At 74.3% G+C, this 25,953-nt stretch carries 23 protein-coding genes; 8 read left to right on the top strand and 15 right to left on the bottom strand.

Annotated elements, in window-relative coordinates; translation table 11 throughout:
- Positions 1-5 precede the first annotated feature (5 nt).
- The 3 genes from typA to WAA21_RS11610 all read right to left on the bottom strand — a co-directional run bounded on the left by typA (position 6) and on the right by WAA21_RS11610 (position 4,267).
- A complete protein-coding gene (typA, locus tag WAA21_RS11620) occupies positions 6-1,895 on the bottom strand; it encodes a translational GTPase TypA (RefSeq protein ID WP_336923001.1) in 1,890 nt (629 codons plus the stop codon).
- Positions 1,896-1,963: 68 nt separating this feature from the next.
- On the bottom strand, positions 1,964-2,437 hold the full coding sequence (locus WAA21_RS11615; protein ID WP_336922971.1) for a (deoxy)nucleoside triphosphate pyrophosphohydrolase: 474 nt from the start codon (positions 2,435-2,437) through the stop codon (positions 1,964-1,966).
- 75 nt (positions 2,438-2,512) lie between these two features.
- Positions 2,513-4,267: a BCCT family transporter gene (locus tag WAA21_RS11610; RefSeq protein ID WP_336922970.1), complete on the bottom strand. Its 1,755-nt coding sequence runs from the start codon at positions 4,265-4,267 to the stop codon at positions 2,513-2,515.
- Positions 4,268-4,409: 142 nt separating this feature from the next.
- Here WAA21_RS11610 and WAA21_RS11605 point away from each other — a divergent pair, with 142 nt between their 5' ends.
- Together WAA21_RS11605 and WAA21_RS11600 are read left to right on the top strand one after the other, a co-directional pair.
- A complete protein-coding gene (locus WAA21_RS11605; protein WP_336922969.1) occupies positions 4,410-5,102 on the top strand; it encodes a 4a-hydroxytetrahydrobiopterin dehydratase in 693 nt (230 codons plus the stop codon).
- Positions 5,099-5,938 carry a VIT1/CCC1 transporter family protein gene (locus WAA21_RS11600; RefSeq protein ID WP_336922968.1) on the top strand — a complete coding sequence of 280 codons (840 nt, stop codon included), beginning with the start codon at positions 5,099-5,101 and terminating at the stop codon, positions 5,936-5,938. The genes WAA21_RS11605 and WAA21_RS11600 overlap by 4 nt, the downstream gene beginning before the upstream one ends.
- Before the next feature lie 176 nt (positions 5,939-6,114).
- On the opposite strand, the gene WAA21_RS11595 is transcribed toward WAA21_RS11600, so the two are convergent.
- The 8 genes from WAA21_RS11595 to ychF all read right to left on the bottom strand — a co-directional run bounded on the left by WAA21_RS11595 (position 6,115) and on the right by ychF (position 17,186).
- Positions 6,115-7,518, bottom strand: a complete 1,404-nt coding sequence (locus WAA21_RS11595; RefSeq protein WP_336922967.1) for an HNH endonuclease signature motif containing protein — start codon at positions 7,516-7,518, stop codon at positions 6,115-6,117.
- Between the two features lie 255 nt (positions 7,519-7,773).
- Entirely contained in the window at positions 7,774-8,829 is a 1,056-nt protein-coding gene (locus WAA21_RS11590; protein WP_442893272.1) for an ABC transporter ATP-binding protein, read from the bottom strand.
- Positions 8,826-9,977, bottom strand: coding sequence for an ABC transporter ATP-binding protein (locus WAA21_RS11585; protein WP_336922966.1), 1,152 nt, complete (start codon positions 9,975-9,977; stop codon positions 8,826-8,828). The genes WAA21_RS11590 and WAA21_RS11585 overlap by 4 nt, the downstream gene beginning before the upstream one ends.
- Complete coding sequence (locus tag WAA21_RS11580; RefSeq protein WP_336922965.1) at positions 9,974-11,032, bottom strand: ABC transporter permease; 1,059 nt, start codon at positions 11,030-11,032, stop codon at positions 9,974-9,976. Before WAA21_RS11580 ends, WAA21_RS11585 begins: the two co-directional genes overlap by 4 nt.
- A gap of 55 nt (positions 11,033-11,087) precedes the next feature.
- Positions 11,088-12,614, bottom strand: coding sequence for an ABC transporter permease (locus tag WAA21_RS11575; RefSeq protein WP_336922964.1), 1,527 nt, complete (start codon positions 12,612-12,614; stop codon positions 11,088-11,090).
- A gap of 284 nt (positions 12,615-12,898) precedes the next feature.
- A complete protein-coding gene (locus tag WAA21_RS11570) occupies positions 12,899-14,674 on the bottom strand; it encodes an ABC transporter family substrate-binding protein (RefSeq protein WP_336922963.1) in 1,776 nt (591 codons plus the stop codon).
- 227 nt (positions 14,675-14,901) lie between these two features.
- Positions 14,902-15,723: a TSUP family transporter gene (locus WAA21_RS11565; RefSeq protein ID WP_336922962.1), complete on the bottom strand. Its 822-nt coding sequence runs from the start codon at positions 15,721-15,723 to the stop codon at positions 14,902-14,904.
- Positions 15,724-16,088: 365 nt separating this feature from the next.
- Positions 16,089-17,186 (bottom strand): redox-regulated ATPase YchF, encoded by a 1,098-nt coding sequence (gene ychF, locus WAA21_RS11560; RefSeq protein WP_336922961.1) that lies wholly within the window; start codon positions 17,184-17,186, stop codon positions 16,089-16,091.
- Between the two features lie 84 nt (positions 17,187-17,270).
- Here ychF and WAA21_RS11555 point away from each other — a divergent pair, with 84 nt between their 5' ends.
- Positions 17,271-18,479, top strand: coding sequence for a DNA recombination protein RmuC (locus WAA21_RS11555; RefSeq protein ID WP_336922960.1), 1,209 nt, complete (start codon positions 17,271-17,273; stop codon positions 18,477-18,479).
- 185 nt (positions 18,480-18,664) lie between these two features.
- Here WAA21_RS11555 and WAA21_RS11550 read toward each other — a convergent pair whose 3' ends face one another.
- Positions 18,665-18,916, bottom strand: a complete 252-nt coding sequence (locus tag WAA21_RS11550) for a hypothetical protein (RefSeq protein ID WP_336922959.1) — start codon at positions 18,914-18,916, stop codon at positions 18,665-18,667.
- Between the two features lie 59 nt (positions 18,917-18,975).
- Complete coding sequence (locus WAA21_RS11545) at positions 18,976-19,959, bottom strand: 4-hydroxy-3-methylbut-2-enyl diphosphate reductase (protein ID WP_336922958.1); 984 nt, start codon at positions 19,957-19,959, stop codon at positions 18,976-18,978.
- A gap of 24 nt (positions 19,960-19,983) precedes the next feature.
- Between WAA21_RS11545 and xseA the strand changes: the two genes are divergently transcribed.
- Entirely contained in the window at positions 19,984-21,282 is a 1,299-nt protein-coding gene (xseA, locus tag WAA21_RS11540) for an exodeoxyribonuclease VII large subunit (RefSeq protein WP_336922957.1), read from the top strand.
- Positions 21,279-21,620 (top strand): exodeoxyribonuclease VII small subunit, encoded by a 342-nt coding sequence (locus tag WAA21_RS11535; RefSeq protein WP_336922956.1) that lies wholly within the window; start codon positions 21,279-21,281, stop codon positions 21,618-21,620. Before xseA ends, WAA21_RS11535 begins: the two co-directional genes overlap by 4 nt.
- On the opposite strand, the gene WAA21_RS11530 is transcribed toward WAA21_RS11535, so the two are convergent.
- The gene (locus WAA21_RS11530) at positions 21,548-22,216 is read right to left on the bottom strand and encodes a DUF4245 family protein (protein ID WP_336922955.1); all 669 of its coding nucleotides are present in this window, start codon (positions 22,214-22,216) and stop codon (positions 21,548-21,550) included. The genes WAA21_RS11535 and WAA21_RS11530 overlap by 73 nt on opposite strands.
- A gap of 145 nt (positions 22,217-22,361) precedes the next feature.
- Between WAA21_RS11530 and WAA21_RS11525 the strand changes: the two genes are divergently transcribed.
- Complete coding sequence (locus WAA21_RS11525; protein ID WP_336922954.1) at positions 22,362-23,303, top strand: carbohydrate kinase family protein; 942 nt, start codon at positions 22,362-22,364, stop codon at positions 23,301-23,303.
- A gap of 23 nt (positions 23,304-23,326) precedes the next feature.
- Positions 23,327-23,950, top strand: a complete 624-nt coding sequence (locus WAA21_RS11520; RefSeq protein WP_336922953.1) for a carbonic anhydrase — start codon at positions 23,327-23,329, stop codon at positions 23,948-23,950.
- A gap of 8 nt (positions 23,951-23,958) precedes the next feature.
- Here WAA21_RS11520 and WAA21_RS11515 read toward each other — a convergent pair whose 3' ends face one another.
- Positions 23,959-24,432 (bottom strand): methyltransferase family protein, encoded by a 474-nt coding sequence (locus tag WAA21_RS11515; RefSeq protein ID WP_336922952.1) that lies wholly within the window; start codon positions 24,430-24,432, stop codon positions 23,959-23,961.
- Between the two features lie 47 nt (positions 24,433-24,479).
- On the opposite strand from WAA21_RS11515, the gene WAA21_RS11510 reads away from it, so the two are divergent.
- Positions 24,480-25,946: a class II fumarate hydratase gene (locus WAA21_RS11510; RefSeq protein WP_336922951.1), complete on the top strand. Its 1,467-nt coding sequence runs from the start codon at positions 24,480-24,482 to the stop codon at positions 25,944-25,946.
- Positions 25,947-25,953: the final 7 nt, after the last annotated feature.

The following is a 25,953-nucleotide window of genomic DNA, read 5'->3' as shown; positions in this document are numbered from 1 at the left end:
CGCGGTCAGGTGAGCTGCTTGGCCCGGCTGCGGGTGCGGCCGCGCACGACCTGGCTCAGCTCGACCTTGCGCAGCCGGATCGCCTCGGGCGTGATCTCGACGCACTCGTCGTCGCGGCAGAACTCGAGCGCCTGCTCGAGGCTCAGCAGCCGCGGCGGCACCAGCCGCTCGAGCTCGTCGCCGGTGGCGCTGCGCATGTTGGTGAGCTTCTTCTCCTTGGTGATGTTGACGTCCATGTCGTCGGTGCGGGCGTTCTCGCCGACGATCATGCCCTCGTACACCTCGGTCGCGGGCTCGACGAACATCGTCCCGCGCTCCTGCAGGTTGAACATCGCGAAGCTCGTGGCGACGCCGGTCCGGTCGGCGACGAGCGAGCCGTTCTGACGGGTCACCATGTCCCCGGCCCACGGGCCGTAGGAGTCGAACACGTGGTGGGCGATGCCCGTCCCGCGGGTGTCGGTGAGGAACTGGGTGCGGAAGCCGATGAGGCCGCGGCTGGGCACCTTGAACTCCATGCGCACCCACCCGGTGCCGTGGTTGCTCATCTGCTCCATGCGGCCCTTGCGCACCGCGAGCAGCTGGGTGACGACGCCGAGGTGCTCCTCCGGCACGTCGATCGTCATGTGCTCGTACGGCTCGTGGAGCTTGCCGTCGACCTCGCGCGTCACGACCTGCGGCTTGCCGACCGTCAGCTCGTAGCCCTCGCGCCGCATCTGCTCGACGAGCACGGCGAGGGCGAGCTCGCCGCGGCCCTGGACCTCCCACGCGTCCGGGCGCTCGGTCGGCAGCACGCGCAGCGACACGTTGCCGACGAGCTCCTTGTCGAGGCGGTCCTTGACCAGGCGCGCCGTCACCTTCGAGCCGCGGACGCGGCCGGTGAGCGGGGAGGTGTTCGTGCCGATCGTCATGGAGATCGCCGGCTCGTCGACCGTGATGAGCGGGAGCGGGCGGGGGTCCTCGGCGTCGGACAGCGTCTCGCCGATCATGATCTCGGAGATCCCCGCGACGGCGATGAGGTCGCCCGCGCCCGCGGACTCCACCGGGACGCGCTCCAGCGCCTCTGTCATGAGCAGCTCGGACACCTTGACCCGCTGCACGCTGCCGTCGGTGCGGCACCACGCGAGCTGGTCGTTCTTGCGGATCGTGCCCGAGCGGACCCGGCACAGCGCGAGCCGGCCGAGGAACGGCGAGGCGTCGAGGTTGGTGACGTGCGCCTGCAGCACCGCCTCCCGGCTGTCGACCGGCGCCGGGATGCTGCGCAGCAGCACGTCGAAGAGCGGCTCGAGGGAGTCCGAGTCGAGCTCGGTGCGGTCCTCGGGGCGGGTGAGCGAGGCCTTGCCGTCGCGCGCGACCGCGTAGACCACGGGGGTCTCGAGCAGCTGCTCCTCGTCGACGCCCGTGCCGTCGGCCACGTCGAGCATGAGGTCGAACGTCTCGTCGACGACCTCCGCGATCCGGGAGTCCGGCCGGTCGACCTTGTTGACGACGACCACGATCGGCAGGTGCGCCTGCAGCGCCTTGCGGAGCACGAATCGGGTCTGCGGCAGCGGGCCCTCGCTCGCGTCGACGAGGAGCAGGACGCCGTCGACCATCGACAGGCCGCGCTCCACCTCCCCGCCGAAGTCGGCGTGGCCGGGGGTGTCGACGATGTTGATCGTCACGCCGTCGGGCGCCCCGTGCGCCGCGGCCGCCGGCCCGCGGTACCGGATGGCGGTGTTCTTCGCGAGGATCGTGATGCCCTTCTCGCGCTCCAGGTCGCCGGAGTCCATGACGCGCTCGCGCACGGAGTCGGTCTCGGCCTGGTGGGCGGTGAAGGAGCCGGACTGCCACAGCATCGCGTCGACGAGCGTCGTCTTGCCGTGGTCGACGTGCGCGACGATCGCGACGTTGCGCAGGTCGGTGCGGAGGTCGGTACGCGCGTCGGTGCTGGGGTCGGTGCTCGGGTCGGTGCCCGGGGTGGCAGTCACGGGGTACCAGTCTGCCGCAGCGGGAGCAGCACCTCGGCCAGCCGCTCCACGGCGGCGGCGTCGGCCGGCAGCCACGGCACCGACCGGAGGGCCTCGACGGCGAGCCAGCGGAGCTCGTCGTGGTCCGCGAGCGGCTCGGGCTCCCGCTCGCCCGTGACCTCCGCGAGCCACAGCCGCAGGACGAGGTCGCCCGTGAGCGGCCACACGCGGCCGTGGTCCGGGTCCTCGGCGCCGCCGTGCACCTCCGCGCCGAGCCGGACGCGGATGCCGAGCTCCTCGTCGAGCTCGCGGTGCAGCGCCTGCTCGGGGGTCTCGCCGGGGTCGACCTTGCCGCCGGGGAACTCCCACAGCCCGGCCAGCGCCGACGGGGCGCTGCGCCGGGCGGCGAGGAGCCGGGTGGGACGGTCGAGGTCGTCGACGAGGGCGGCGCCCACGACGAGACGTGCGGGCGAGGGGACAGGACGGGGCACCGGTTCAGGCTCGCACGCCCGGACCGGTGCCCCGTCCCCTGTGTGATGCCACCCCGCCTCTGGCGGCGTCGCGGCTCAGACCTCGCGCGGTCCGGTGCCGGCCGGCGTACGCGCTCCCCGCGCCACGCTGCCGGGGTGCTCGTCCGGCGACGGGCCGTCGTCGCTGAGCTCGGCCGCGACGTCGGCCGCGAGGCGCTTGGTGCGCCGCCGCCGGCGGTGCCGGTCCACCTCCGCCCACTCCTCGCGCAGCGCCTTGAGCGTCGCCACCATCATCATGATCATGACGAAGGAGAACGGCAGCGCGATGACGATGGCCGTCGTCTGCAGCGCGCTCAGACCGCTCGTCGCGCCCGTGACCGCACCCACGATGAGCAGCGCCGCCGCGACGACGCCCTCGAGGACCGCCCACATGACCCGGCTCCAGGCCGGCGGGTTCGTGTTGCCGCCCGAGGCGAGCATGTCGACGACGAGCGAGCCGGAGTCCGACGACGTGACGAAGAACGTGACGATGAGCACGAGCGCGATGACGCTCACGATCCCACCGAGGGGAAGCCCGTCGAGCATGAGGAACAGCGACGTGTTGGTGTCGACCGCGCCGTCGGCCCCGACGAGGCCGCCGTCACCGAAGAGCTCGCGGTACAGCGCCGTCCCGCCGAGGACGGAGAACCACAGGAACGTGAGCAGCGTCGGGACCGCGAGGACACCGACGACGAACTCGCGGATGGTGCGCCCGCGCGAGATGCGCGCGATGAAGACGCCGACGAAGGGCGCCCACGACATCCACCAGCCCCAGTAGAAGGTCGTCCACGCGGCCTGCCACGCCTGGCCCTCCGCACCCTGCAGCGGGGAGGTGTCGAAGGTGAGGCGCAGGACGTTGGCGGCGTACAGGCCGATGCTCGCGACGAACTCGCGGAGCAGGAACAGCGTCGGGCCGGCGAGCAGGACGAAGAGCAGCACGACGGCCGCGAGCACCATGTTAACGTTCGACAGGATGCGGATGCCCTTGGCGACCCCGGTCACCACGGACAGCACGGCGAGCCCGGTGATGGCGGCGATGAGGACCGTCTGCCACAGCGGCGTGTCGGCGGGGACGCCGAGGAAGTCGAGCCCGGCGGACAGCTGGAGGACGCCGAAGCCGAGCGAGGTGGCGACGCCGAACAGCGTGCCCACGACGGCGATGACGTCGATGACGTCGCCGAACACGCCGCGTGCGACCCGCTCGCCGACCAGCGGCTCCAGAGCCCAGCGGATCGAGATCGGGCGCCCCTTCCGGTGCACCGCGTAGGCGATGGCGAGCCCGACGACCACGTAGATCGCCCACGCGTGCACGCCCCAGTGCAGGTAGGTCGTCGTGATCGCCTGCGCGGCGGCCTGGGTCTGCGTGCCGTCGAAGCCGGGCCGCGGTGCGGCGAAGTGGTTGAGCGGCTCGGCGACACCCCAGAAGACGAGACCGATGCCCATGCCGGCGCTGAACAGCATGGCGAACCAGCTGCGGAGGCCGAACTCGGGCGCCTCGTCGTCGCGACCGAGACGCAGGTCGCCGTAGCGGCTGAACGCGACGAAGGCGGAGAAGGCGACGAAGGCGGCGATGAGCAGCACGTAGTACCAGCCGAAGCCGTCGAGCACGACGCCCTGGACGCTGCTCATCGCCTCCGCGGTGGTGCCGGGGAAGACGAGCGCGAGCAGGGCGAAGACGCCGATGATGCCGGTTGCGGGCCAGAACACCCGTGGCTCGATGGACTTGCCCCGCGACACCCGCGGCGCGACGGGCTCGGGGGTGGCGGGACCGGTCGCCGACGTACGGGGACGGTCGGCGGGAGGGGCAGACATGACGACTCCAGGCTCGCCCGGGGGGAGGCGAAATGGGGGGAAGGGGCCTACCCACCATTCCCGAGATCCTCCTGAGGTCAAGTTGGCCGTGACCTGCCCGTGACCTACGCTCCGCGCCGACGACCTGGCTAGCGTGGCCGTCATGAGCCCAGACGGTCCCGGTCCGCGGCTGCTCGCCCACGCCGACGTCGCCACCCAGCTCGCCGACCTGCCGGCGTGGGAGCACGTGGGCGTCGCCCTGCACGCCCGCTTCGACGCGCCCGACGTGCCGGCCGCGGTGGGGCTGGTCGCGGACGCCTTCGACGAGGCCGAGCTCGTCGACCACCACCCCGACGCGGACATCCGGTGGAAGCGGGTGCGTTTCGCGCTGTCGACGCACAGCGAGGGCGGGGTCACCCAGCTCGACATCGAGCTCGCCCACCGCATCGAGGACGTGGCCGCGCGACGCGGTGCGACGCACCTGCCGCCGCAGTCGCAGCTCGTCGAGGTGGGCGTCGACACCGCGGACCCGGCACGCGTCGCGCCGTTCTGGCGCGCCGCGCTCGGGTACGCCGGGCCGGAGGGCGAGGACGTGCTGGTGGACCCCGCGGGCCGGGGACCGGCGGTGTGGTTCCAGTCGACGCCCACGCCGGCGGCCCCCGCGGGCACGCGCGGCCGGCTCCACGTCGACGTCAGCGTCGGCACGCTGGCCGAGGCCGCGACGCGGCGCGCGGACGTGGAGGCGGCCGGCGGCCGGCTGCTCGACGACACGCACGCCCCGGCCTGGTGGGTGTACGCCGACCCCGACGGCAACGAGGTGTGCCTCTGCACCGGCTTCGGCCGGGAGGACGCATGAGCGGCGACCGGCCCGCGAGCAGCTCCGAGGCGGCGAGTCCGACCGGCGCGACCCCGGCAGGCGGGACCCCGCCCGACGCGGCCCCGGCCGGCGGTACGTCGGCGGTCGGCGCGACCCCCGCCGGCGCCGCGGCGACGCTGCACGCGGAGGAGACGAGCCTCGCCCAGGTGAACGCGAAGCTGAACTGGCTGCGGGCCGGTGTGCTGGGCGCGAACGACGGCATCGTCTCGACCGCCGGGCTCGTCGTCGGGGTCGCGGCGGCGACGACCGACCGGCCCACGCTGCTCGTCGCGGGCGTCGCCGCGCTCGTCGCGGGCGCGCTGTCGATGGCGGGCGGCGAGTACGTGTCGGTGAGCACGCAGCGCGACACCGAGCGTGCGCTGCTGGCCAAGGAGGCCCGCGAGCTGCGCGAGACACCGGACGAGGAGCTCGCCGAGCTCGCGGGCTTCTACCGGGACAAGGGCCTGAGCGACGAGACCGCCCAGCAGGTCGCGGTCGAGCTGACGGCTCACGACGCCCTCCGTGCGCACGCCGAGATCGAGCTCGGCATCGACGCCGAGGCGCTCGTCAGCCCGTGGCAGGCCGCACTCGCGTCGCTCGTGTCCTTCGCCGTCGGTGCGCTGCTGCCGCTGCTCGCCATCGTGCTGCCCTCCCCCGGTGCGCGGGTGCCGGTCACCGTCGCCGCCGTCGTGGTCGCGCTCACCATCACCGGCTTCCTGAGCGCCCGGCTCGGCGGCGCGCCCGTGGTGCGGCCCGTCCTGCGCAACGTCGGCGTCGGCCTGCTCGCCATGCTCCTCACCTTCGTCGTCGGCTCCCAGGTCGGCGGCGCGCTGTAGCCCCCACGTCACGCCAGCAGCGCGACGCCGCGACGCCACGGCACCGTGACGCCACGGCACCGCGACGCCACGGCACCGCGACGCCACGGCACTGCTCCCCCGGCGGCCCGCTCACCTCGTCGCCCACTCGGCGTCGCACGCTCGGCGCGCTCCGCCGGCCCTGCACCCCGCTCGGTCTACGTCCGTCGGGTGTAGGTGACCTGTTTGCGTCCGGTGCGGTCGGTGGTGATCGAGTGCTGGTAGGTGGGGTCGTGGACCCTGCGGTGGTGGTGCCCGCACAGGGGCACGGCCTTCGCCAGGTCGGTGGTGCCGCCGGTGGACCAGGGGTCCTCGTGGTGCAGCTCGGTCCAGGCGTAGGGGCGGTCGCAGTCTCGGGCGGCGCACGTGTCGTACACGGTGGCCAGGGCGGTGCGGTGGGCCTCGGTGAAGAACCGGCCGGCCCGGCCGAGGTCCAGCGGCAGCGAGGCACCACCCAGGACCGCCGGTACGAGCCCGGCCCCGCACGCCAGGCGCCGGGCCTGTCCGCCCGAGACGGCGTGGCCGGTGTCCAGGCGGGCGGTGCCGAGGTTCCCGGTCGCCTCGTGCAGCTGGGCGAGGCTCATCGTGACCACGACGGTGGCGGCGACCTTGCCGTGCAGCCGGTCGGTCGGCAGGTGCTCCAGCAGGTCCGCGAACGCCAGGCCCCGCTGGTTCGCCCTCTCCTGCGCGGTCACCGGCCTTCCCGCTCCCTCCTGCGGCGCCCCCTGCTGCGGCGCCCCCTGCTGCGGCGCCGCGTGCTGCGGGGCCGCGTGCTGCGGGGCCGCGTGATTAGGGGCCGCGTGCTGCGGCGAGTGCGTGGCGCTGGTGCGCGCGCGGCGGGGTGCGGTCATCTGCTGCACCGCCTTCACCAGCACCGCCGCGGAGGCACTCGGCAGGGTCGCCCACACATCGGTGGTGCCGTCGGTGTTGTCCCGCCACGACAACCGCGCCCTCGCCCGCGCGCGTTCCTCCTCCGAGCGCTGCACACGGTCCTCGTGCGCGGCGACCTCCCGCGCCGACAGCCGCGCCGCCTCGACCGCCCGCGCCGCCAGGCGCCGCAGCTCGGCCGGGGACACCTCCCGCGCCCGGGCGACCAGCCGTTGTTCCACCGCCGCACGGCGGTCCGCGGACAACCCCGGCGGCAGGTCCCGCATCGTCCGCGCGATCACCGCCGCGGACTCCCGCGGCACGTCCCCCTCACTCATCGCCTGCCGGGTCATGGGCAGGAACTCCGCCAGGTCCCGAGCCAGCGCCACGTCCGCGGCCGCCGCGGCGCCGCTCGTCTTCGAGCGGCCCGCCAGCCACGCCGACGTCCCCGACGCACCCGAGGACCCCGCGACGTCGGCGGTGTCCGCGGCCCGCACCAACGCCAGGCGCACCGCCTGCCAGCGCGTGATCAACCGGTCCACCTCACGCAACCGAGCGGCGACCTGCGGCACACCCGCACCAGCCGCCTGCACGTGCTCGATCTGCTCCACCAGCCCGTCCAACGCGGCCCCCGCCGACGCCAGGCGCACCGGCAGCGGGTCCCAGCGAGGGACCTCCACCACCAACGCCGCCATGCAGACACACTATTCGAACACGTGTTCGAACGCAAGGTATTCGGGCACACCAACTGCACCCGCCCATGGCTCCGGTGGCATGCGTCGACGCCGCCGAGCCGCCGAGCAGCCGCCGCCTGCCGGACATCGGTCACGCGCCCAGCTGACCCTTCACCGGCTCGGCACGCGCGGACGCCGAGAGGATACGCCGCGCCAGGACGCCCGAGCCCGCCTACGAGGCGCGCCCGACGCACCCCCGAGCGATCGAGCCGGCCCTCAGAACCCGGTCGGCCCGTCCTCGGGGAAGTGGCACGCCACCCGGTGCCCCGGTGCGACCTCCGCGAGCGGCGGGGTCTCCGTGGCGCAGACGTCCTGCGCCTTCCAGCAGCGCGTCCGGAACCGGCACCCGCTCGGCGGGTTGAGCGGGCTCGGCACGTCGCCGGTCAGCGTGATGCGCTCGCGCCCGCGCTCCCGCGACGGGTCGGCCACCGGCGCCGCCGACAGCAGCGCACGCGTGTACGGGTGCTTGCCGTAGCCGTACAGCCGGTCGCGCTCGGCGACCTCGACGATCCGGCCCAGGTACATGACGGCGACCCGGTCGGAGATGTGCCGGACCACCGACAGGTCGTGCGCGATGAACAGGTAGCCGAGGTTCATCCGCTCCTGGAGCTCCTCCAGGAGGTTGATGACGCCGGCCTGGACGGACACGTCGAGGGCCGAGACGGGCTCGTCGAGCACGAGCATCTTCGGCTCGAGCGCGAGCGCGCGGGCGATGCCGATGCGCTGGCGCTGCCCGCCGGAGAACTCGTGCGGGTAGCGGTTGCCGTGCTCGGGGCTCAGGCCCACGAGCCGGAGCAGCTCCGCGACGCGCTCGGGGCCGGACTGCCGACCCCACTCGCCGTGGATCTTCAGCGGCTCCCCGACGATGTCGTTGACCGGGAGCTTCGGGTTGAGCGAGGCGTACGGGTCCTGGAAGACGATCTGCAGGTCCTTGCGCACGGGGCGCAGCTGCCGGGTCGACATCGTCGTGAGCTCGCGGCCCTCGAAGCGCACCGAGCCCGACGTGGGCGTGTGCAGCTGCAGCACCGCGCGACCCGTCGTCGACTTGCCGCAGCCGGACTCACCGACGATGCCGAGGGTCTCCCCCGCGTCGACCGCGAAGGACACGCCGCTGACGGCCTGCACGTGCCCGACCGTCCGTCGCAGCAGCCCGCCGCCGCGGACGGGGAAGTTCATGACGAGGTCGTCGACCTCGAGCAGCTTCGTGCCCGGCCCGCCCGTCGCGGGGTCGGTGCCCGACGGGCTCGGCACCGGGCTGGTGGTCGTGCTCATGCGGGGGCGCTCCCTGTGGTGGCCGCGTCCGAGCGGAAGATCGCGGTCGCGTCCTCGTAGGTCGCGACCTCCTCCCACCGGTGGCACGCGGCGTGGTGGTCGCGTCGGTCGGTCTCGTACAGCGGCGGCTCGCTCGTGCGGCACTGCTCGACCGCGAGCGGGCAGCGGGGCCGGAACGGACAGCCCTCGGGCAGCTGGATGAGCGACGGCGGCGTGCCCTCGATGGGGCGCAGCCGCTCGCCGATCATGTCGGTGCGCGGCACGGAGCCGAGCAGGCCGGCGGTGTACGGCATGCGGGGCCGGGCGAAGACCTCCTCGACGCCCGCCGTCTCCACCGGCTTCCCCGCGTACATCACGAGGACGCGGTCGGCGATGCCGGCGATGACGCCGAGGTCGTGGGTGATGAACACGATGGCCGCGTCGACGGCGTCCTTGACCTCGAGGAGGGTGTCGAGGATCTGCGCCTGCACCGTCACGTCGAGCGCGGTCGTCGGCTCGTCGGCGAAGATCACGTCCGGCCGGTTGATGACGGCCATCGCGATCATGGCGCGCTGGCGCATGCCGCCGGAGAACTCGTGCGGGTACGACCGCAGCCGCGACTTCGCCTGCGGGATGCCGACGAGGTCGAGCATCTCCTGCGCGCGCGTGAGCGCCGTCGACATCGACACGTGCTCGTGGGACCGGACGGCCTCGGCGAGCTGGTACCCGACCGTCAGGACGGGGTTCATCGCCGTCATCGGGTCCTGGAAGATCATGCCGATCTTGCGCCCGCGCAGCCCGCGCTGCTCCTCCGGGCGCATGCGCAGCACGTCCTTGCCGCGGTAGAGGATGCGCCCGTCGATCTGCGCGCTCTTCGGCAGCAGCCCCATGACGGCCATGCTCGACACCGACTTGCCGGAGCCCGACTCCCCCACGATGCCGAGGACCTCGCGCGGGCGCAGCGCGTAGTCGACCCCGCGGACGGCCTTGACGACGCCGTCGTCGGTCGGGAAGCGGACGGTGAGGTCCTCCACCCGCAGCAGCTCGGTCTCGAGGTCCACCTCGGGCGCGACGACGTCGCCGTGGACCTCGCCCGCCGCCGAGCCGGACCGGTCGTCGGAGGGCGCGGCGGTCGCGCCGCCGGACCTGCGGTTCCTGCCGAGGATCATGCGCGCACCTTGTTCTGGCGCGGGTCGAACGCGTCGCGCAGACCGTCGCCGATGAAGTTGATGGTGAGGGCGATGCCGATGATGAACAGGCCGGGGAACCAGAACAGCCACGGCCGGGTCGCGAAGGCCGTCTGGTACGTGCTGATGAGGCGGCCGAGGCTCGTGTCGGGCGGCTGCACGCCGAACCCGAGGAAGCTGAGCGCCGTCTCCAGCAGGATCGCCGCGGCGATCGTCAGCGTGGCGTTCACGATGATCGTCGAGACGGTGTTGGGCAGGACGTGCCGGGTGATGATCCGGAACGGGCTCGCCCCCATCGCCCGGGCCGCCTCCACGAACTCGCGCTCCTTGAGCGAGAGCACCTCCCCGCGGATGAGTCGCGCGAGGCTCGTCCACACGACGATGCCGAGGAACAGCCCGAGGACGATGGCGGTGCCGTCGGTGCCGCGGGCGACCACGGCGGCGAGGACGAGCAGCGGGATGGCGATGATGACGTCGACGACGCGCATGAGGCCCGTCTCCGCGAGACCGCCGAAGTAGCCGGCGACGGCCCCGACCACCGTCCCGACGAAGGTGGAGACCAGCCCCACGAGCAGCGCGATCTGCAGCGACTGCTGCGCCCCGCGCATGGTGGTGGCGAAGTAGTCGCGACCGACGCTGTCCTGCCCGAACGGGTGCTCGCCCCAGGCGAGGCCGTCGCCGTCGACGAAGGCCGGCAGCACGTCGAGCGTGGGCCGCCCGCCGTCGACGACCGCGCCGGTCGTCAGGTACGACTTGTCCCACCAGCCGGGGATGGGTCCCGCGCCGATGCTCGACACGGCGAGCACCACGATCGCGACGAAGAGGAAGAGCGCGACCATCGCCGCGCGGTGGCGCAGGAAGCGGCGGAGCACCAGCTCGCGCTGCGTGCGGGCCTTGACGCTGAAGCCCTGCTCCTCCGAGCGCTGCGACGGGACGCCGGTGCCGGAGTGGTCGTCGACCTCCCGAGCCGACACGTCGTCCTTAAGCTCGGTCGCGTTCGGGTTGCGGTCCTCGTCGTTCGTGGGCGGGACGGTCATCGGTCCTCCTCCGGTCGCGGGCGGGGGCGGTCGTCGTCGGTCGGGCGCTGGACCGTCACGACAGCCGGATCCGGGGGTCGAGGTAGGCGTAGAGGATGTCCGCCACGAGGTTGAACAGGACGACGAGCACGGCCGTCACGACGAAGAAGCCCATGACCGGGTTCGGGTCGACGTTCCGCAGCCCCGTCACGAACAGCTGGCCCATGCCCGACCAGCCGAAGACCGTCTCGGTGATGACCGCGCCGCCGATGACGGCGCCGAAGTCGAAGGCCGCGAGCGTCGTGACGGGGATGAGCGCGTTGCGGAAGGCGTGCCGGACCGTGACCGTCCGCTCCGTCAGACCCTTGGCCCGGGCGGTCCGGACGTAGTCCATGTTGAGCACCTCGAGCATCGACGCGCGCGTGTAGCGGGTGTACGTCGCGAACGAGATGAGGATGAGGGCGGCGGTCGGCAGGACGAGCGAGGCGCTGCGGTCCAGCCACACCTCCCAGAAGGTGCCGGTGAAGTTCGGCGTGCCCGACCCGATCGTCTTGACGATGCGGCCGTTGACGCGGTCGGAGTAGCCCGAGAAGGCGACGAGCACGTAGTCGGTGAACACCGTCGCACCCGTCAGCAGGGCGGAGAACACCGCCGCGCGGACGGCCTGCGGCCGGTCCAGCCCGCCGAGCAGGACGCCGGCGACGACGCCGAGCGCGATGAGGCCCACGGTGCACAGTCCGATGAGCAGCCACGACGGGTCGCGCAGCGGCCCGGCCAGCAGCGTGGCCCCGATCAGGCCGCCGGCGGTCGCGGCCAGGCTCGCGTAGAGCACGCGCAGGTTGCGCAGGCCCGAGACGAGGAACGTGATGCCCAGCGCCCAGCCGAGGCTGATGAACACGACAAGCACGGGCCCGAGCGCAGGGCGCGCGAACCACTCGACGGCGTCGAGGTAGACGAGCACGCCCGCGGTCGCCGCGGCCGCGACCGCGGCCACCACGAGCCGTCGTCGCGCCGCCCCGCCGAGGACGGCCTGCCACACCGCCGCCGCGACCACGGCGAGCGCGACCGTCACCCACAGGGGGATGCCGGGGTCGGCCAGCCAGTCGTTGAGGCGGATGGCGCCGAACTCCTTGAGCAGCACCGCCACCCAGAAGATCGGCAGGGAGAAGAAGAGGAAGGCGAGGAAGGTGACGACGTAGTCGAAGCCCGTGTACTGCCGCAGCGCCGAGACGATGCCGACCGTGACGCCGAAGATGATCGCGAGGAACGTCGCGGCCGTCACGAGGCGGATGGTCGAGGCCATGGCCTGCGCGAGCAGCGTCGTGACCTCCTGCTGCTCGATGGACTGCCCGAGGTCGCACGCGCCGACCAGGCAGCCGGCGGCGCCGCTCAGCCAGCCGACGTAGCGCTGCAGGACGGGTTGGTCGAGGCCGAGCAGCTCGATGCGCCCCTCGATCGCCGCCTCGCGCTGGTCGGCGTTGGGGATCGGGTAGAGCTCCTCCAGCGGGTCACCGGAGTTCACGACGAGCAGGTAGACGACGAAGGTCGCCGCGAGCAGCGTGAAGATCGAGATGATGACGCGACGCACGACGAACACGCCCATCGCTGGCCTCCTGGTTGTCTCGGCCGGACCCGTCCTCGACCCTCTGGTGGGGGGCTCCTCGGGCGTGCCCGACGGTCTCGCGGCACGGGAGCCACGCCGTCGTGTGTCCCGGTCGTGACCGGGTCAGCCCCGTGCCGTCCGCCGCACCGAGCCTACGTCGTGCGTGCGGGTGCTCGGAACGCCTGAGGGCGTCCGGCACGGGGACGGGGCCCCGCCTGGTGGGCGGGGCCCCGTCCGTCGTGCTGCTGGTGCGGTGGTGCTGCTGCAGTGGCGTCAGACCGACGTCACTGCGCGGTGTTCGCCCACTCCCACGCGTTCCACGTGAGGTCGGCCTGGGTCGGGTTGTACACGACGCCCTCGACACCGGAGGTCGTGGCGAGCAGGCCGGGGAAGGTGAAGCCCGGGATCGTGGCGAGGTCCTCCCAGAGGATCGTCTCGATCTGCGTCACGAGCTCGGTCTGCGCGTCGGCGTCGGGCTCCTGCACGAGCTGATCGAGCAGGGCGTCGACCTCCTCGTTGCAGTAGTAGCCGTTGTTGTTGCCCTTGGGCTCACCCTCGGGGACGCACTCGAACGTCGAGACGGAGCCCGACTTGAGCGGGGAGCCCGCCCACGCGAACTGCGCGACGTCGAAGGCACCCGTGGCGAGCTCGCCGTCGGCCTCGAAGAAGTTCTCGTTGCCGATGTCCTGCACGTCGAAGCCGGCGCCGTTCGGGCCGCAGGCGTCGACGATGAGGGCGGCCTCCTGCTGACGACGCGGGTTCGCGTTGTGGCCGAGGCGCAGCGTGGTGCCCGTGAGGCCGTTCTCCTCGAGGAGCGCGGCGGCGGCCTCGATGTCCTGCTCGGACTGGCCGTCGTAGGCCGCGCCGACGATGGCCTCGTAGTCGGGCTCGAACGGGAAGCTGAAGCGCGCGTTCAGCACCTCGGCCTCGGGGTTGAGCGGGGCGATGAGGTTGTCGATCATGGTCTGGCGGGGGATGCAGAGGGCGAACGCCTCACGCAGCACCGGGTCCGCGAACTCGCCCTGGAAGTTGAAGTCCCAGTGCTCGTACGTGTACTGGTCCTGGCCGGCGACCTCGATGGAGTCGCCGATCGCCTCGAGCTGCGCGAGCAGGTCGGGGCTGGGCTGGGGCGCCATGGCCTGGATCTCGCCGTTCTGCAGCGCCTGGGCCTGGGCGTCCTGCGCGATGAAGCGCGTGACGATGGTGTCGCTGGCCGGCGGCGTGCCCCACCACTCGGGGTTGGCCGTGTAGGTGAGCGACTGGCCGGCCTCCCAGCTGTCGACCACGTACGGGCCGGAGGACAGCGCGGTCTCGGAGTTCCACTCGCCCGGCGCGAAGTTCCAGCCGGTGTTCCAGAACTCGGCGGCCGGGGAGAGGGCCTCGGCGTCGCCGGCGTCGACCGCGGCGATGATGTCCTCGACGCCGCTCTCGCGCTCGAGCACGTGGGCCGGCTTCATGGCGCCGTAGGTGGCCGCGTAGTCGGCGTACGGCGTGTCGTACGTGACGGTGAACGACTTGTCGCCGTCCTCGCAGTCGGGGCGCGCGTGCGACTCGTAGCCGGTGTTGCCGGCGGCGGAGAACTCGGGGAAGCCACCGTTCTGGGCCGCCCAGTACAGGACGGCGTCGTCGCAGTCGATCGGCTCGCCGTCGGACCAGACGGCCTCCTCGGCGAACGTGTAGTCGATCGTCAGCGGGTCCTCGCTCGTGACCTCGAACGTGCCGAACTCCTCGTCCGGCTCGACGGTGCCCTCGGGACCGAAGTACCAGAACCCGCGCAGGACGGGGTTGAGGGCGACTGCGTTCGCGGAGGCGTTGGTCTCGGCGGTGTCCGAGTTGTACGAGAAGATCTCCTGCTCGTAGGCCCACGTGAACGTGCCGCTGCCAGCGGCCTCGCCGGCGCTCGCGCCGGTGTCCGTGGGCTCCGCCGTCGCCGCGTCGCCGCCGCCGGCCGTGGCCTCGCCCTCCGCGGCACCGTCGTCCGACGTCGCGCAGGCGCTGAGGACGAGGGCGGAGCCGGCGAGCAGCGCGATGACCTTCGCGCTTGTCCGGGTGCTGATCACTGGGGATCCTCCATCAGGTTTCTGTCGCCGCACGGTTTCTGGCCGGAACGGCGGGTGACCGCCGAAACATGCCGCAGACCGGACGACGACCGCAAGAACGGAGGCCCCTCGTTACCGAGTCGCAACCGTCGTGCGCGTACCGTCGTCACCGCGCGGTAGCAGCACGGCACATTCGCGCACGCACCGTGACAAACCGGGCGGTGCCTGGGTAACGCCTGGGAGCGACCTCACGGCAGCAGCGCCTGCACGAGGAGGCCCGCACCGGCAGCCGCGGAGACGACGAGGACCGCCTGCCGCACCCGGACGGGGTCGACCCGGCGCCGCAGCGGAGCGGCGGCGAGGTACCCGACGACGACGGCCGGGACGAGGACCGCACCCTGGGCGAGGCTCGCCGTGCTCACCTCGCCGACCGCGAGGAGCGAGCCGAGGCTGAGCAGGGCGCCGACGAGGAAGAACGTCGCGAGCGTGGCCCGCAGCACCTGCCCGCCCGCGTTCCGGTACGCGATCGCCATCGGCGGCCCGCCGATGCCCGAGGTCGTGCCGCCGAGGCCGCTGAGGGCACCGGCGAGCGCGAGCGTGGCCCGGCGGGGCTGTCGTGCCGTCGCGCCGCCGGCGGGCGGGAGGACGGCAAGCTCGGGGTCAGGCCCGGCCAGCCCGTCTCGGCGGACCCGGCGGGGACTGTCGGCGTGGACCGCCGCACCGACGGCGGCGAGCACCGTGGCCGCCACGAGCAGCTGCAGTCCCCGCACCGGCAGCAGGGCGACGGCCGCGGCCCCGGCCAGCCCGCCGGGCACGCGCCCTACGAGCGCCCAGCCGAAGCCCCGGGCGTCGACGTGCGCACGCTCCCGGAGCGCCTGCAGCACGACCAGCGGCAGGACCGCCACGAGCACCCCGACGGGCACGAGCCCAGGGACGAGGAACACGAGCACCGGCACGGCAAGGAGCGCGAGGCCGAAGCCGAGCACCCCCTGCACGAGCGCCCCGAGCGCGACGACGACCAGGCACGCGCTGAGGGTGAGGGGGTCGAGCACGACGGCGTCGCTGGGCACCGTCACAGCCTGCCGTCCCGCGGCGGGACCGCCGGCCACCGGCCGTCCCGCCGGCCACCGGCCGTCCCGCCGGCCTCCGCAACGCGCGTCGGTCCGGTTCGCCGCCCGACCGGGCCGAGCCACAGGGTAGGTACCGCGACGCTCACGACGCGGGCTGGGTGGGAGGGGCCGACACGCCGGCCGAGCCGCCGCAGACCCAGCACTCGTCATGTTGCGACGAGTGCTGGCTCCTGCTGGTCGGGTCCGGCGTGTCGCGCCTTCCCAGCCAGCACCCGTCGCGAGCGCGCGACGACCCACCCCTGCCCGGGGGGCGGCGCGCAGCGGCTCGGCCGGGCGCGGCCCGGTCAGACGTCGAAGCGGAACCCTCAGACGTTGAAGCGGAACTCCACGACGTCGCCGTCGGCCATCACGTAGTCCTTGCCCTCCATGCGGACCTTGCCGCGGGACTTCGCCTCCGCCATGGAGCCCGCGTCCACGAGGTCGCCGTAGGACACGACCTCCGCCTTGATGAAGCCGCGCTGGAAGTCGGTGTGGATCACACCCGCGGCCTCCGGCGCCGTGGCCCCCTGCGGGATGGTCCAGGCGCGGGACTCCTTGGGGCCGGCCGTCAGGTAGGTCTGCAGGCCGAGGGTGGCGAAGCCGACGCGCGCGAGCTGGTGCAGACCGGGCTCGCTCTGGCCGGACTCCGCGAGCAGCTCGGCGGCGTCCTCCGGCTCCAGCCCTGCGAGGTCGGACTCCAGCTGCGCGTCGAGGAAGATGGCCTCGGCCGGCGCGACGAGGGCGGCCAGCTCCTGCCGTCGCGCGAGCGCCGCCTCGTCGTCGCCGAGGGTGGCCGCGTCGACGTTGAAGACGTAGAGGAACGGCTTGGTCGTCAGCAGGCCGAGCTCGCGCAGGTGCGCCGCCTCGAGCCGACCCGCCTTGACCGCGCTCGACAGCGGCACGCCGTCGGACAGCGTCGCCTCGGCCTGCTGCGCGGCGGCGAGGACGGCGGGGTCCGTCTTCTTGCCGCGGACCTCCTTCTCCAGGCGCGGCAGCGCGTTCTCGACCGTCTGCAGGTCGGCGAGGACGAGCTCGGTGTTGATGGTCTCGATGTCGGCCGCGGGGTCGACGCGACCGTCGACGTGCGTGACGTCGTCGTCGACGAAGGCGCGGATGACCTGGCAGATCGCGTCGGCCTCGCGGATGTTGGCCAGGAACTTGTTGCCGAGCCCCTGGCCCTCGCTCGCGCCGCGCACGATGCCGGCGATGTCGACGAACGACACCGTCGCGGGCACGGTCCGCTCGCTCGCGAAGATCTCCGCGAGCCGGTCGAGGCGCTCGTCCGGCAGCGGGACCACCCCGACGTTCGGCTCGATGGTCGCGAACGGGTAGTTCGCGGCCAGCACCTCGTTGGCGGTGAGCGCGTTGAACAGGGTCGACTTGCCCACGTTGGGCAGTCCCACGATGCCGATGGTCAGAGCCACGTGCGGGGAGTCTACGGGGGTGCCGGCGAGCCCCGGCGCGCGTCGCTGCCGGGTTGTGTCCGGGCCGCGGCGGACCATCGCCGTATGGACCCGCTCCCCCTCCTGCTCCTCGTGCTCGGCCTGCTGCTCGGCACCGCAGCCGGTGCGGCCGCCGCGACCACGCTGCTGCGCGCCCGGGCACGGGCGGAGCACGCCCAGGTGGTAGCGGAGCGCGACATGGTCCGCTCGCAGGCCGACGACCTCCGCCGCACGCTCGCCGAGCGCGACGGCACCGACCGTGCGCTCGCCCCCCTCACCTCGGCCCTCGCGCGGGTCGAGCGGCAGGTGTCGGTGCTCGAACGCGACCGCGTCGACCAGTACGCCGGCCTCCGCGAGCAGCTGAGCGGGCTCGCGAGCACGAACGAGGCCCTGCGCTCGCAGACCGAGGCGCTCGCGGGAGCGCTCCGCTCGCCCAACGTCCGCGGCGCATGGGGGGAGGTGCAGCTGCGCCGGGTCGTCGAGCACGCGGGCATGCTCGAGCGGGTCGACTTCACGGCGCAGGCGTCGGGGACCTCGCGCGCAGGCGCGGCGGTACGGCCGGACCTCGTGGTGCGTCTGCCCGGCGGCAAGCACGTCGTCGTCGACGCGAAGGCGCCACTCGCGGGTTTCCTCGAGCAGGACCACGCCGCCCACGCCGCCTCGCTGCGCCGCCACGTCGACGCGCTCGCGGCCAAGGAGTACTGGACGGCCTTCGAGCCGTCGCCGGAGCTGGTCGTGTGCTTCGTGCCCGGCGAGGCGTTCCTCGCCGCCGCGTGCGACGCGGACCCGGCGCTGCTGGAGGCCGCCATGGCGAAGCGGGTCGTGCTCGCCACGCCGACGACGCTCCTCGCGCTGCTGCGGACCGTCGCGCTCACCTGGCAGCAGGAGGCGCTCGCCGGCTCCGCGCGCGAGCTGTTCGAGGTGGGCCGCGAGCTCCACGCGCGGCTCGGCACGCTCGGGGGGCACGCGCAGCGCCTCGGCCGTGACCTGCACCGCTCGGTCGAGGCGTACAACACGATGGTCGGCTCGCTGGAGACCCGGGTGCTCGTCACGGCGCGGCGGATGCGCGACCTGGGCGTCGTCGACGACGGCCTCGCCGAGCTCGCGGCGCTCGACGCGGTGCCGCGGCCCCTCACGGCCCCGGAGCTGCTCGACGGCCTCGCCGACCCGGAGGGCCCGGACGGCCGACCGGGCTCCGTCGCTCCGCGGGGCCGGAGCCACCCCAAGCACGCCGGCGGCGCAGAGCTCGACGGCCCGCGGCGGTCTGCGTCCTGACGCCCCGGCCGTCGGCGAGCACGAGGTCGACCACCTCGGCGGTCCGCCCGAGCGAGCTCGGGTGCCCGCCGCTCAGCATCGCGTCGATCCCCGGGATGGGGTCGGCACCCACGTCGGCGACCACGTCGGCACCCACGTCGGCGCCCTCATCGGGTCGCTCGGCGGGTGTCACGGCTCGGCTGTGATCAGGCCCGGAACGACCGCCGGGCCTCGGCCACCACCCGGTCCGCCGCGAGCCGCACCTCGTCGGGGTCGTCCGGCCGGCTCTCCTCCGCCGTCTCCCCCGCCGGCTCACCCGCGTCGTCGGGACCGCCCGGCGCCGTGGCGGCCGCGACGAGCGCGGTGCGCGCCTGCTCCGGCGTCGACCCCGGCACGGCCTCGAGGACCGCGGGCACCAGCCAGTCGACGTCCAGCGTCCCGGTGGGCGGCGCGAACACCCGCTCCCCGCTCACCCAGTCGGTGGGCGGTCCGGAGCGGTCCCCGCGGGCCGGCACTGTCAGGCCCGGGCGGCCGCGGCCTGCTGCTTGGCCTGCTTGATGTCGCGGCGCAGCTCCTTCGGCAGCGAGAACAGCAGGTCCTCCTCCGCCGTCACGACCTCCTCGACCGAGCCGTAGCCGCGCCCGGCCAGCCAGTCGAGGACCTCGCGGACGAGGATCTCCGGCACCGACGCGCCGGACGTGACGCCGACCGTCGAGACGCCGTCCAGCCACGCCTCGTCGATCTCGCGCACGTTGTCCACCCGGTAGGAGGCGTCCGCGCCGTTCTCGAGCGCGACCTCCACGAGCCGGACGCTGTTGGAGGAGTTCGCCGAGCCGACCACGATGACGAGCTCGGCCTCGCGGGCGACCTTCTTCACCGCGACCTGGCGGTTCTGGGTCGCGTAGCAGATGTCGTCGCTCGGCGGGTCCTGCAGCTCGGGGAAGCGCTCGCGCAGCCGGCGGACCGTCTCCATCGTCTCGTCGACGCTCAGCGTGGTCTGCGACAGCCACACGACCCGTGAGGGGTCGCGCACGACGACGCCGTCGACGTCGTCGGGCCCGTCGACGAGCTGGATGCGCTCCGGCGCCTCGCCCGCGGTGCCCTCGACCTCCTCGTGGCCCTCGTGGCCGATGAGCAGGATGTCGAAGTCGTCGTCGGCGAAGCGGACCGCCTCGCGGTGCACCTTGGTCACGAGCGGGCACGTCGCGTCGATGGTCTGCAGCATGCGGCGGGCCGCCTCGGCGTGGACCTGCGGCGAGACGCCGTGCGCGCTGAACACGACCCGGGCGCCCTCCGGCACCTCATCGGTCTCGTCGACGAAGACGGCGCCGCGGGCCGCGAGGGTCTCCACGACGTGCTTGTTGTGCACGATCTGCTTGCGCACGTACACGGGCGGGCCGTAGAGCTCCAGCGCCTTCTCGACGGCCACCACGGCCCTGTCGACGCCGGCGCAGTAGCCGCGGGGAGCCGCCAGGAGGACACGCTTGGGGGAATCCGTCACGACCCCATCGTAGGTTTGCCCGCGATGGAACGCGTCCGCGCACTGCCCGAGCGGGCGAGCGACACCACGGCGGAGCAGCCGTGGCCGCTGCGGCTGCTCGCGCACAACATCGGCGTGTACGTCGACAGGATGCCGGCGCTGTGGGTCGAGGCCCAGCTCGTCTCGCTCGACCGGCGCCCGGGTTCGGGCCTCGCCTTCCTCCGGCTGCGCGACACCGACACCGACACGTCGATGCAGGCGGTGGCGCCGGTCCGCACCGTCGAGGCCGCGGGGCCGGGCGTCCGCGAGGGCGCCCGTGTCGTGCTGCGGGTGCAGGTCCGCTTCCACACCGGGCGCGGCAGCCTGTCGCTGTTCGTCGTGCTCGTGCGCCCCGTCGGCGAGGGCGAGCTGCTCGCCCGCCTCGAGCAGCTGCGCCGCACGCTCGCCGGCGAGGGCCTCTTCGACGCCTCCCGCAAGCGGCCGCTGCCGTTCCTGCCCGGCACGGTCGGGCTCGTCTGCGGGCGCGGCAGCGCCGCCGAGCGCGACGTCGTGGACAACGCCCGCCGACGCTGGCCCGCCGTCCGCGTGGAGGTGCGCGAGGTGGCGGTGCAGGGACCGCTCGCGGTGCAGCAGGTCAGCGACGCCGTCCGCGAGCTCGACGCCCACCCCGACGTCGACGTCGTCGTCGTGGCCCGCGGTGGGGGCTCGACCGAGGACCTGCTGCCCTTCAGCAACGAGTCGCTGCTGCGCGTGGTGGCCGCCTGCACGACGCCGGTGGTGTCGGCGATCGGCCACGAGGTCGACACCCCGCTGCTCGACCTCGTCGCCGACGTCCGCGCGTCGACCCCCACCGACGCCGCGCGCCGGGTCGTGCCGGACGCCGCCGCGGAGCGCGCCGTCGTCGGGCAGGCGCACGAGCGGGCCCGCGCCGTGGTGCGCCGGCGTGTCGAGCGGGAGCGGGCCGCGCTCGCGGACCTGCGGGCCCGGCCCGCCCTGCGCGACCTCAGGGGGCTCTTCGAGCAGCGCGTCGCAGCCCTCGCCGACCTCCGCACCCGCGGTCGGGCCGCCGCGCGGCGCGGCCTGGAACGACGGTCGGAGTCGCTCGCGGCGACCCTCGCCCACCTGCGGGCCCTGTCGCCGGGCGCGACCCTCGCGCGCGGGTACGCCGTCGTGCGCCGCGACGACGGCCACGTCGTGACGTCGTCCGCCCAGGCACCGCCCGGCAGCGGGCTCCGGGTCGACCTCGCTGACGGCCGGCTCGACGTCGTCGTCGCGGACGCCCCCGCACCGGGGACCGCCACCACCTCCCCCAGCACCGCACCGACCGCGAGGAGCGCCCCGTGAGCCGACCCGACCCGCACCCGACCGGATCACGGCCGACCCCGCCGGCGACCGGTCCGGACCCCGCGACCCTCCCCTACGAGGCGGCGCGCGACGAGCTGCTCGAGGTGGTCCGCCGCCTGGAGTCCGGCTCGGCCGACCTCGAGGAGTCCCTCGCGCTGTGGGAGCGCGGTGAGCGGCTGGCCGAGCGCTGCCAGGACGTGCTCGACGGGGCGCTGCAGCGCCTCGACGACGCCCAGCATGCGGGTCAGGACGCCCAGCAGGCGGGTCAGCCGGTCGGCTCCGCCGACGCGGGGGCCGACGCCGGGGCCGACAGCAGCTCGACCACCTCGACGAGGTAGGCCGCGTCGTCCGTCGCGCTGACGGACGTCGTGGTCCCGCCGTCCTCCCGGACGTAGGCGGTCCGACCGTCCCCGTGCCGGAGCCGCTGCCACTGCACGCCGGCGACCTCGAGCGGCTCGGCGGCGGCCACGACCTCCGCCGGCTCGCGGTCGGCCTCCTCGCCGGGGCGTGCGAGCCACGTGTCGTCGACCGCGTCGCTCGGGGCCTGCTCGACGGTCACCCGCCGGTCGCCGGGGGACAGCACCCCCTGGCGCCACGTGGCGACGTCCACGACCGGCTCCGTGCGCGCGTAGTCGAGCTGCCAGTCCTCGCCGAGGAAGCGGACGTCCACCGTCGCGTCGGCCCCGACGACCTCGCGCGGCGCGCCGCCGAGCACGAGGACCGGCGCCAGGCCGAGGTCCGCCGCCGCCGCGCTCGCCGCGCGCGCGCCGGCGCCGTCGTCGAGGGCCGGGAGCCGCTCCGGCGTCGGCTGCGGGGCGAGGAAGAAGACGACGACCGCGACGACGCCGAGCACGAGCGCGAGGCTCCGCACGAGGTCGAAGGCGCTGCCACGGCCACGGGACCGACGGCCCTCGGCGCCACCGGCGCCGCTCACCGCCCGCTCACCGCCCGATCACCGCTCCGATCACGACTCCGATCACGACTGCGATCACGAGGTCATGGTCGCAGGACGCCCGGCCGGATGTGTGCGGGGCCGGTGCGTCCGGGGCGGCACACCGCCGGTCCACTAGCCTGCGACGGTGGCACGGGCACTGGTGGTCGGAGAAGCGCTCGTCGACGTGGTCGTCGGCCACGACGGGGCCTCGCGGGGCCGGCACCCGGGCGGCAGCCCGGCCAACGTGGCCCTCGGCCTGTCCCGGCTCGGGCACCGCGCCGAGCTGCTCACGTGGCTCGGTGCCGACGAGGACGGCGACCTCGTCGCCCGCCACCTGGAGGACTCCGGCGTCCAGCTCGTGCCGGGCAGCCGTGAGGCGGCGAGGACCTCGACCGCGACCGCACGGCTCGACGGCACCGGGGTCGCGACGTACGACTTCGACCTCGACCCCGTCGTGCCGGCGGTCGACCTGCAGGCCGTCAGCGGGCCGGAGGGCTTCGACGTCGTCCACACCGGGTCGATCGCGGCCGTGCTCGGTCCCGGCAGCGCCGTGGCGGAGGCCCTGCTGTCGCGCACGCGGCACCGCTCGACGATCACCTACGACCCCAACACGCGGCCCGCGCTCATGGGCGAGCCCGACCTCGCCCTCGCGAAGGTCCTCGCGTACGTCGGCATCGCCGACGTCGTCAAGGTGAGCGACGAGGACCTCGCGTGGCTGCGGCCCGGGGTCGACCCGCTCGACGTCGCGGGCGCGTGGCTCACGCGCGGGCCCTCGCTCGTCGTCGTGACGCGGGGCGGGGAGGGCGCCGACGCCGTCGTGGCGGCCGGCGCGGTCCACGTCGACACCCCGCGCACGGACGTGGCCGACACCGTCGGGGCCGGTGACGCCTTCATGGCCGGCCTGCTCGACGCGCTCGCGTCCCGGTCGCTGCTCGGCGCCGACCGGCGCGCCGCGCTCGCGGCGCTCGACACCGGGACGCTCGCCGAGGTGCTGCGGCACGCGGCCCTCGTCGCCGCGCTGACGTGCGCGCGCCCGGGCGCCGACCCGCCGTGGCGTGAGGAGCTGGACGCCCGCGTGGCGGGCTGATCCCGACTGGCAGGCTGTACCCCGTGCACGAGGACGCATCGCTCCGGACCCCTGAGGCCGCGTGGCGCGCGCTGCGGGCCGGGAACGACCGCTTCGCGGCCGACCGCGCCGAGCGCCCCAACGCCGACCTCGCCCAGCGGCAGCGCGTCGCGGGCGGCCAGTCGCCGTTCGCGGCCGTGCTCGGGTGCAGCGACTCCCGCGTCGCCGCGGAGCTGGTCTTCGACCGCGGTCTGGGCGACCTGTTCGTCGTCCGGACCGCCGGCCACGTCCTGGACGCCACCGTCGTGGGGTCGCTCGAGTTCGCCGTCGACGCGCTCGGCGTGCCCCTGCTCGTCGTGCTCGGGCACGACTCGTGCGGCGCGGTCGCGGCCACGCTCGCGGCTCGGCGCGACGGCACCATGCCCGGCGGCTTCGTCCGCGACATCGTGGAGCGCGTCACGCCGAGCGTCCTGGTGGCCGAGCACGCGGGTCAGGACGCCGTCGACGACGTCGTGCGCACCCACGTCCGCTGCACCGCGGAGCAGGTCCTCGAGCGCTCGACGGCCCTGCGCCGGGCCGTCGACGACGGGCGCCTCGGCGTGGTCGGCGCCTCCTACGCCCTCACCGACGGTGTCGTCCGCGAGGAGTGGTCGACCGGGCTCTCCTGAGCCCGGCCTCAGGGCCGGCGACCCGGGACGCCGACCAGCCGAGGCACGCGGTCGGCCCAGGCCCGCCACGCCGGACCGAAGCGCTCGGCGAGCAGCCGGTCCTCCTCGCCCGCCTTGACGTGCAGGACGGTGGCCAGGACGGCAGCCGAGAGCGCCGTCGTGACCCTCCCGCGCACGAGGACCGCACCGGCCGAGGCGGCGAGCAGCCCGGCGTACAGCGGGTGCCGGGACAGCGCGTACGGCCCGTCGGTACGCAGCACGGCCCCGTCACGCGGCCGCGGGCGGGGCGTGAGGTCGCGACCGAGCTGCGTGGCCGAGGTCACCGCGACGCCGGTCCCGGCCACGAGGAGGGCGGCGCCCGCCAGCCGGGCCGGGCGTCGCCAGGCGGCGGGCAGCGGCAGGCGCGGTCCACCGGGCAGCGCGTGGCCGGCCGCGGCCACCAGCTGCACCGCGACGAGCACGTCGTGCGTGGCCGGTCTCACGGCCCCACCCTCGCGCCCGTGGGGCGGCGGCGCACCATGATGGGGGCATGGCGAACCCCCTCACCCCCGGCACCGCACCGGAGCCAGGACCCGAGCCCGCGTCCGACGCCGACGGCTACCGCGTCGAGCACGACACCATGGGCGAGGTGCGCGTCCCGGCGCGGGCGCTGTACCGGGCGCAGACCCAGCGCGCCGTCGAGAACTTCCCCATCAGCGGGGTCGGTCTGGAGCGGGCGCACGTCGTGGCCCTCGCACGGGTCAAGAAGGCCGCCGCCCAGGTCAACGCCGACCTCGGCGTGCTCGACGCGGACGTCGCGCAGGCCGTCGCCGACGCCGCGGACGAGGTCGTCGCGGGCGCCCCGGACGGTCGCTTCGACGCCGACTTCCCCGTCGACGTGTTCCAGACGGGCTCCGGCACGAGCAGCAACATGAACATGAACGAGGTCCTCGCGACGCTGGCGACCCGCCGGCTCGGCCGCGACGTGCACCCGAACGACCACGTCAACGCCTCGCAGTCCAGCAACGACGTGTTCCCCACGTCGGTGCACGTGGCGGCGACCGGCGCGCTCGCCCTCGACCTCGTCCCGGCGCTCGAGCACCTGGCCCAGGCGCTGGAGCGCAAGGCGGCCGAGCTCGCGGACGTCGTGACGTCGGGGCGCACGCACCTCATGGACGCCACGCCCGTCACGCTCGGGCAGGAGGTGGGCGGCTGGGCCGCGCAGGTCCGCCGCGGCGTCGAGCGCGTCCACGCCGTCCTCCCGCGCGTCGCGGAGGTGCCGCTCGGCGGCACGGCCGTCGGCACGGGCATCAACACCCCCGACGGCTTCGCGGCGGCGGTCGTGGAGCGCCTCGCGACGGAGACGGGCCTGCCGATCACGGAGGCGCGCGACCACTTCGAGGCGCAGGGTGCGCGCGACGGGCTCGTCGAGGCCTCCGGCGCGCTGCGGACGGTCGCGGTCGGCCTCGTCAAGGTGTGCAACGACCTGCGCTGGAAGTCGTCCGGCCCCACGACGGGGCTCGCCGAGCTCCGCCTGCCCGACCTGCAGCCGGGCAGCTCGATCATGCCGGGCAAGGTGAACCCGGTCCTGCCCGAGGCGATGCTCATGGTGTGCTCGCAGGTGGTGGGCAACGACGCCGCAGTCGCCTTCGCCGGGGCGTCGGGCACGTTCGAGCTCAACGTCCAGATCCCCGTCATGGCCCGCAACGTGCTGGAGTCGGCCCGGCTGCTCGCCAACGCGAGCCGGCTGCTGGCGGACCGCTGCGTCGACGGCATCGAGGCCGACGAGGAGCGCTGCCGCGCGTATGCGGAGTCCTCGCCGTCGATCGTGACGCCGCTCAACCGCGTCATCGGCTACGAGGCGGCGGCGAAGGTCGCGAAGCACGCGCTCGCGCGGCGCATCACGATCAAGGAGGCCGTCGTCGAGCTCGGCCACGTCGACGGCGAACGCCTCACCGAGGAGCAGCTCGACCGCTACCTCGACGTCACGACGATGACGGGGCCCGCGCGCCGCTGACGACCGG

This window comes from Aquipuribacter sp. SD81 (assembly GCF_037153975.1).
In the GTDB taxonomy this organism is placed as follows: domain Bacteria; phylum Actinomycetota; class Actinomycetes; order Actinomycetales; family JBBAYJ01; genus Aquipuribacter.
This window is presented reverse-complemented; position numbering and strand designations above follow the sequence as displayed.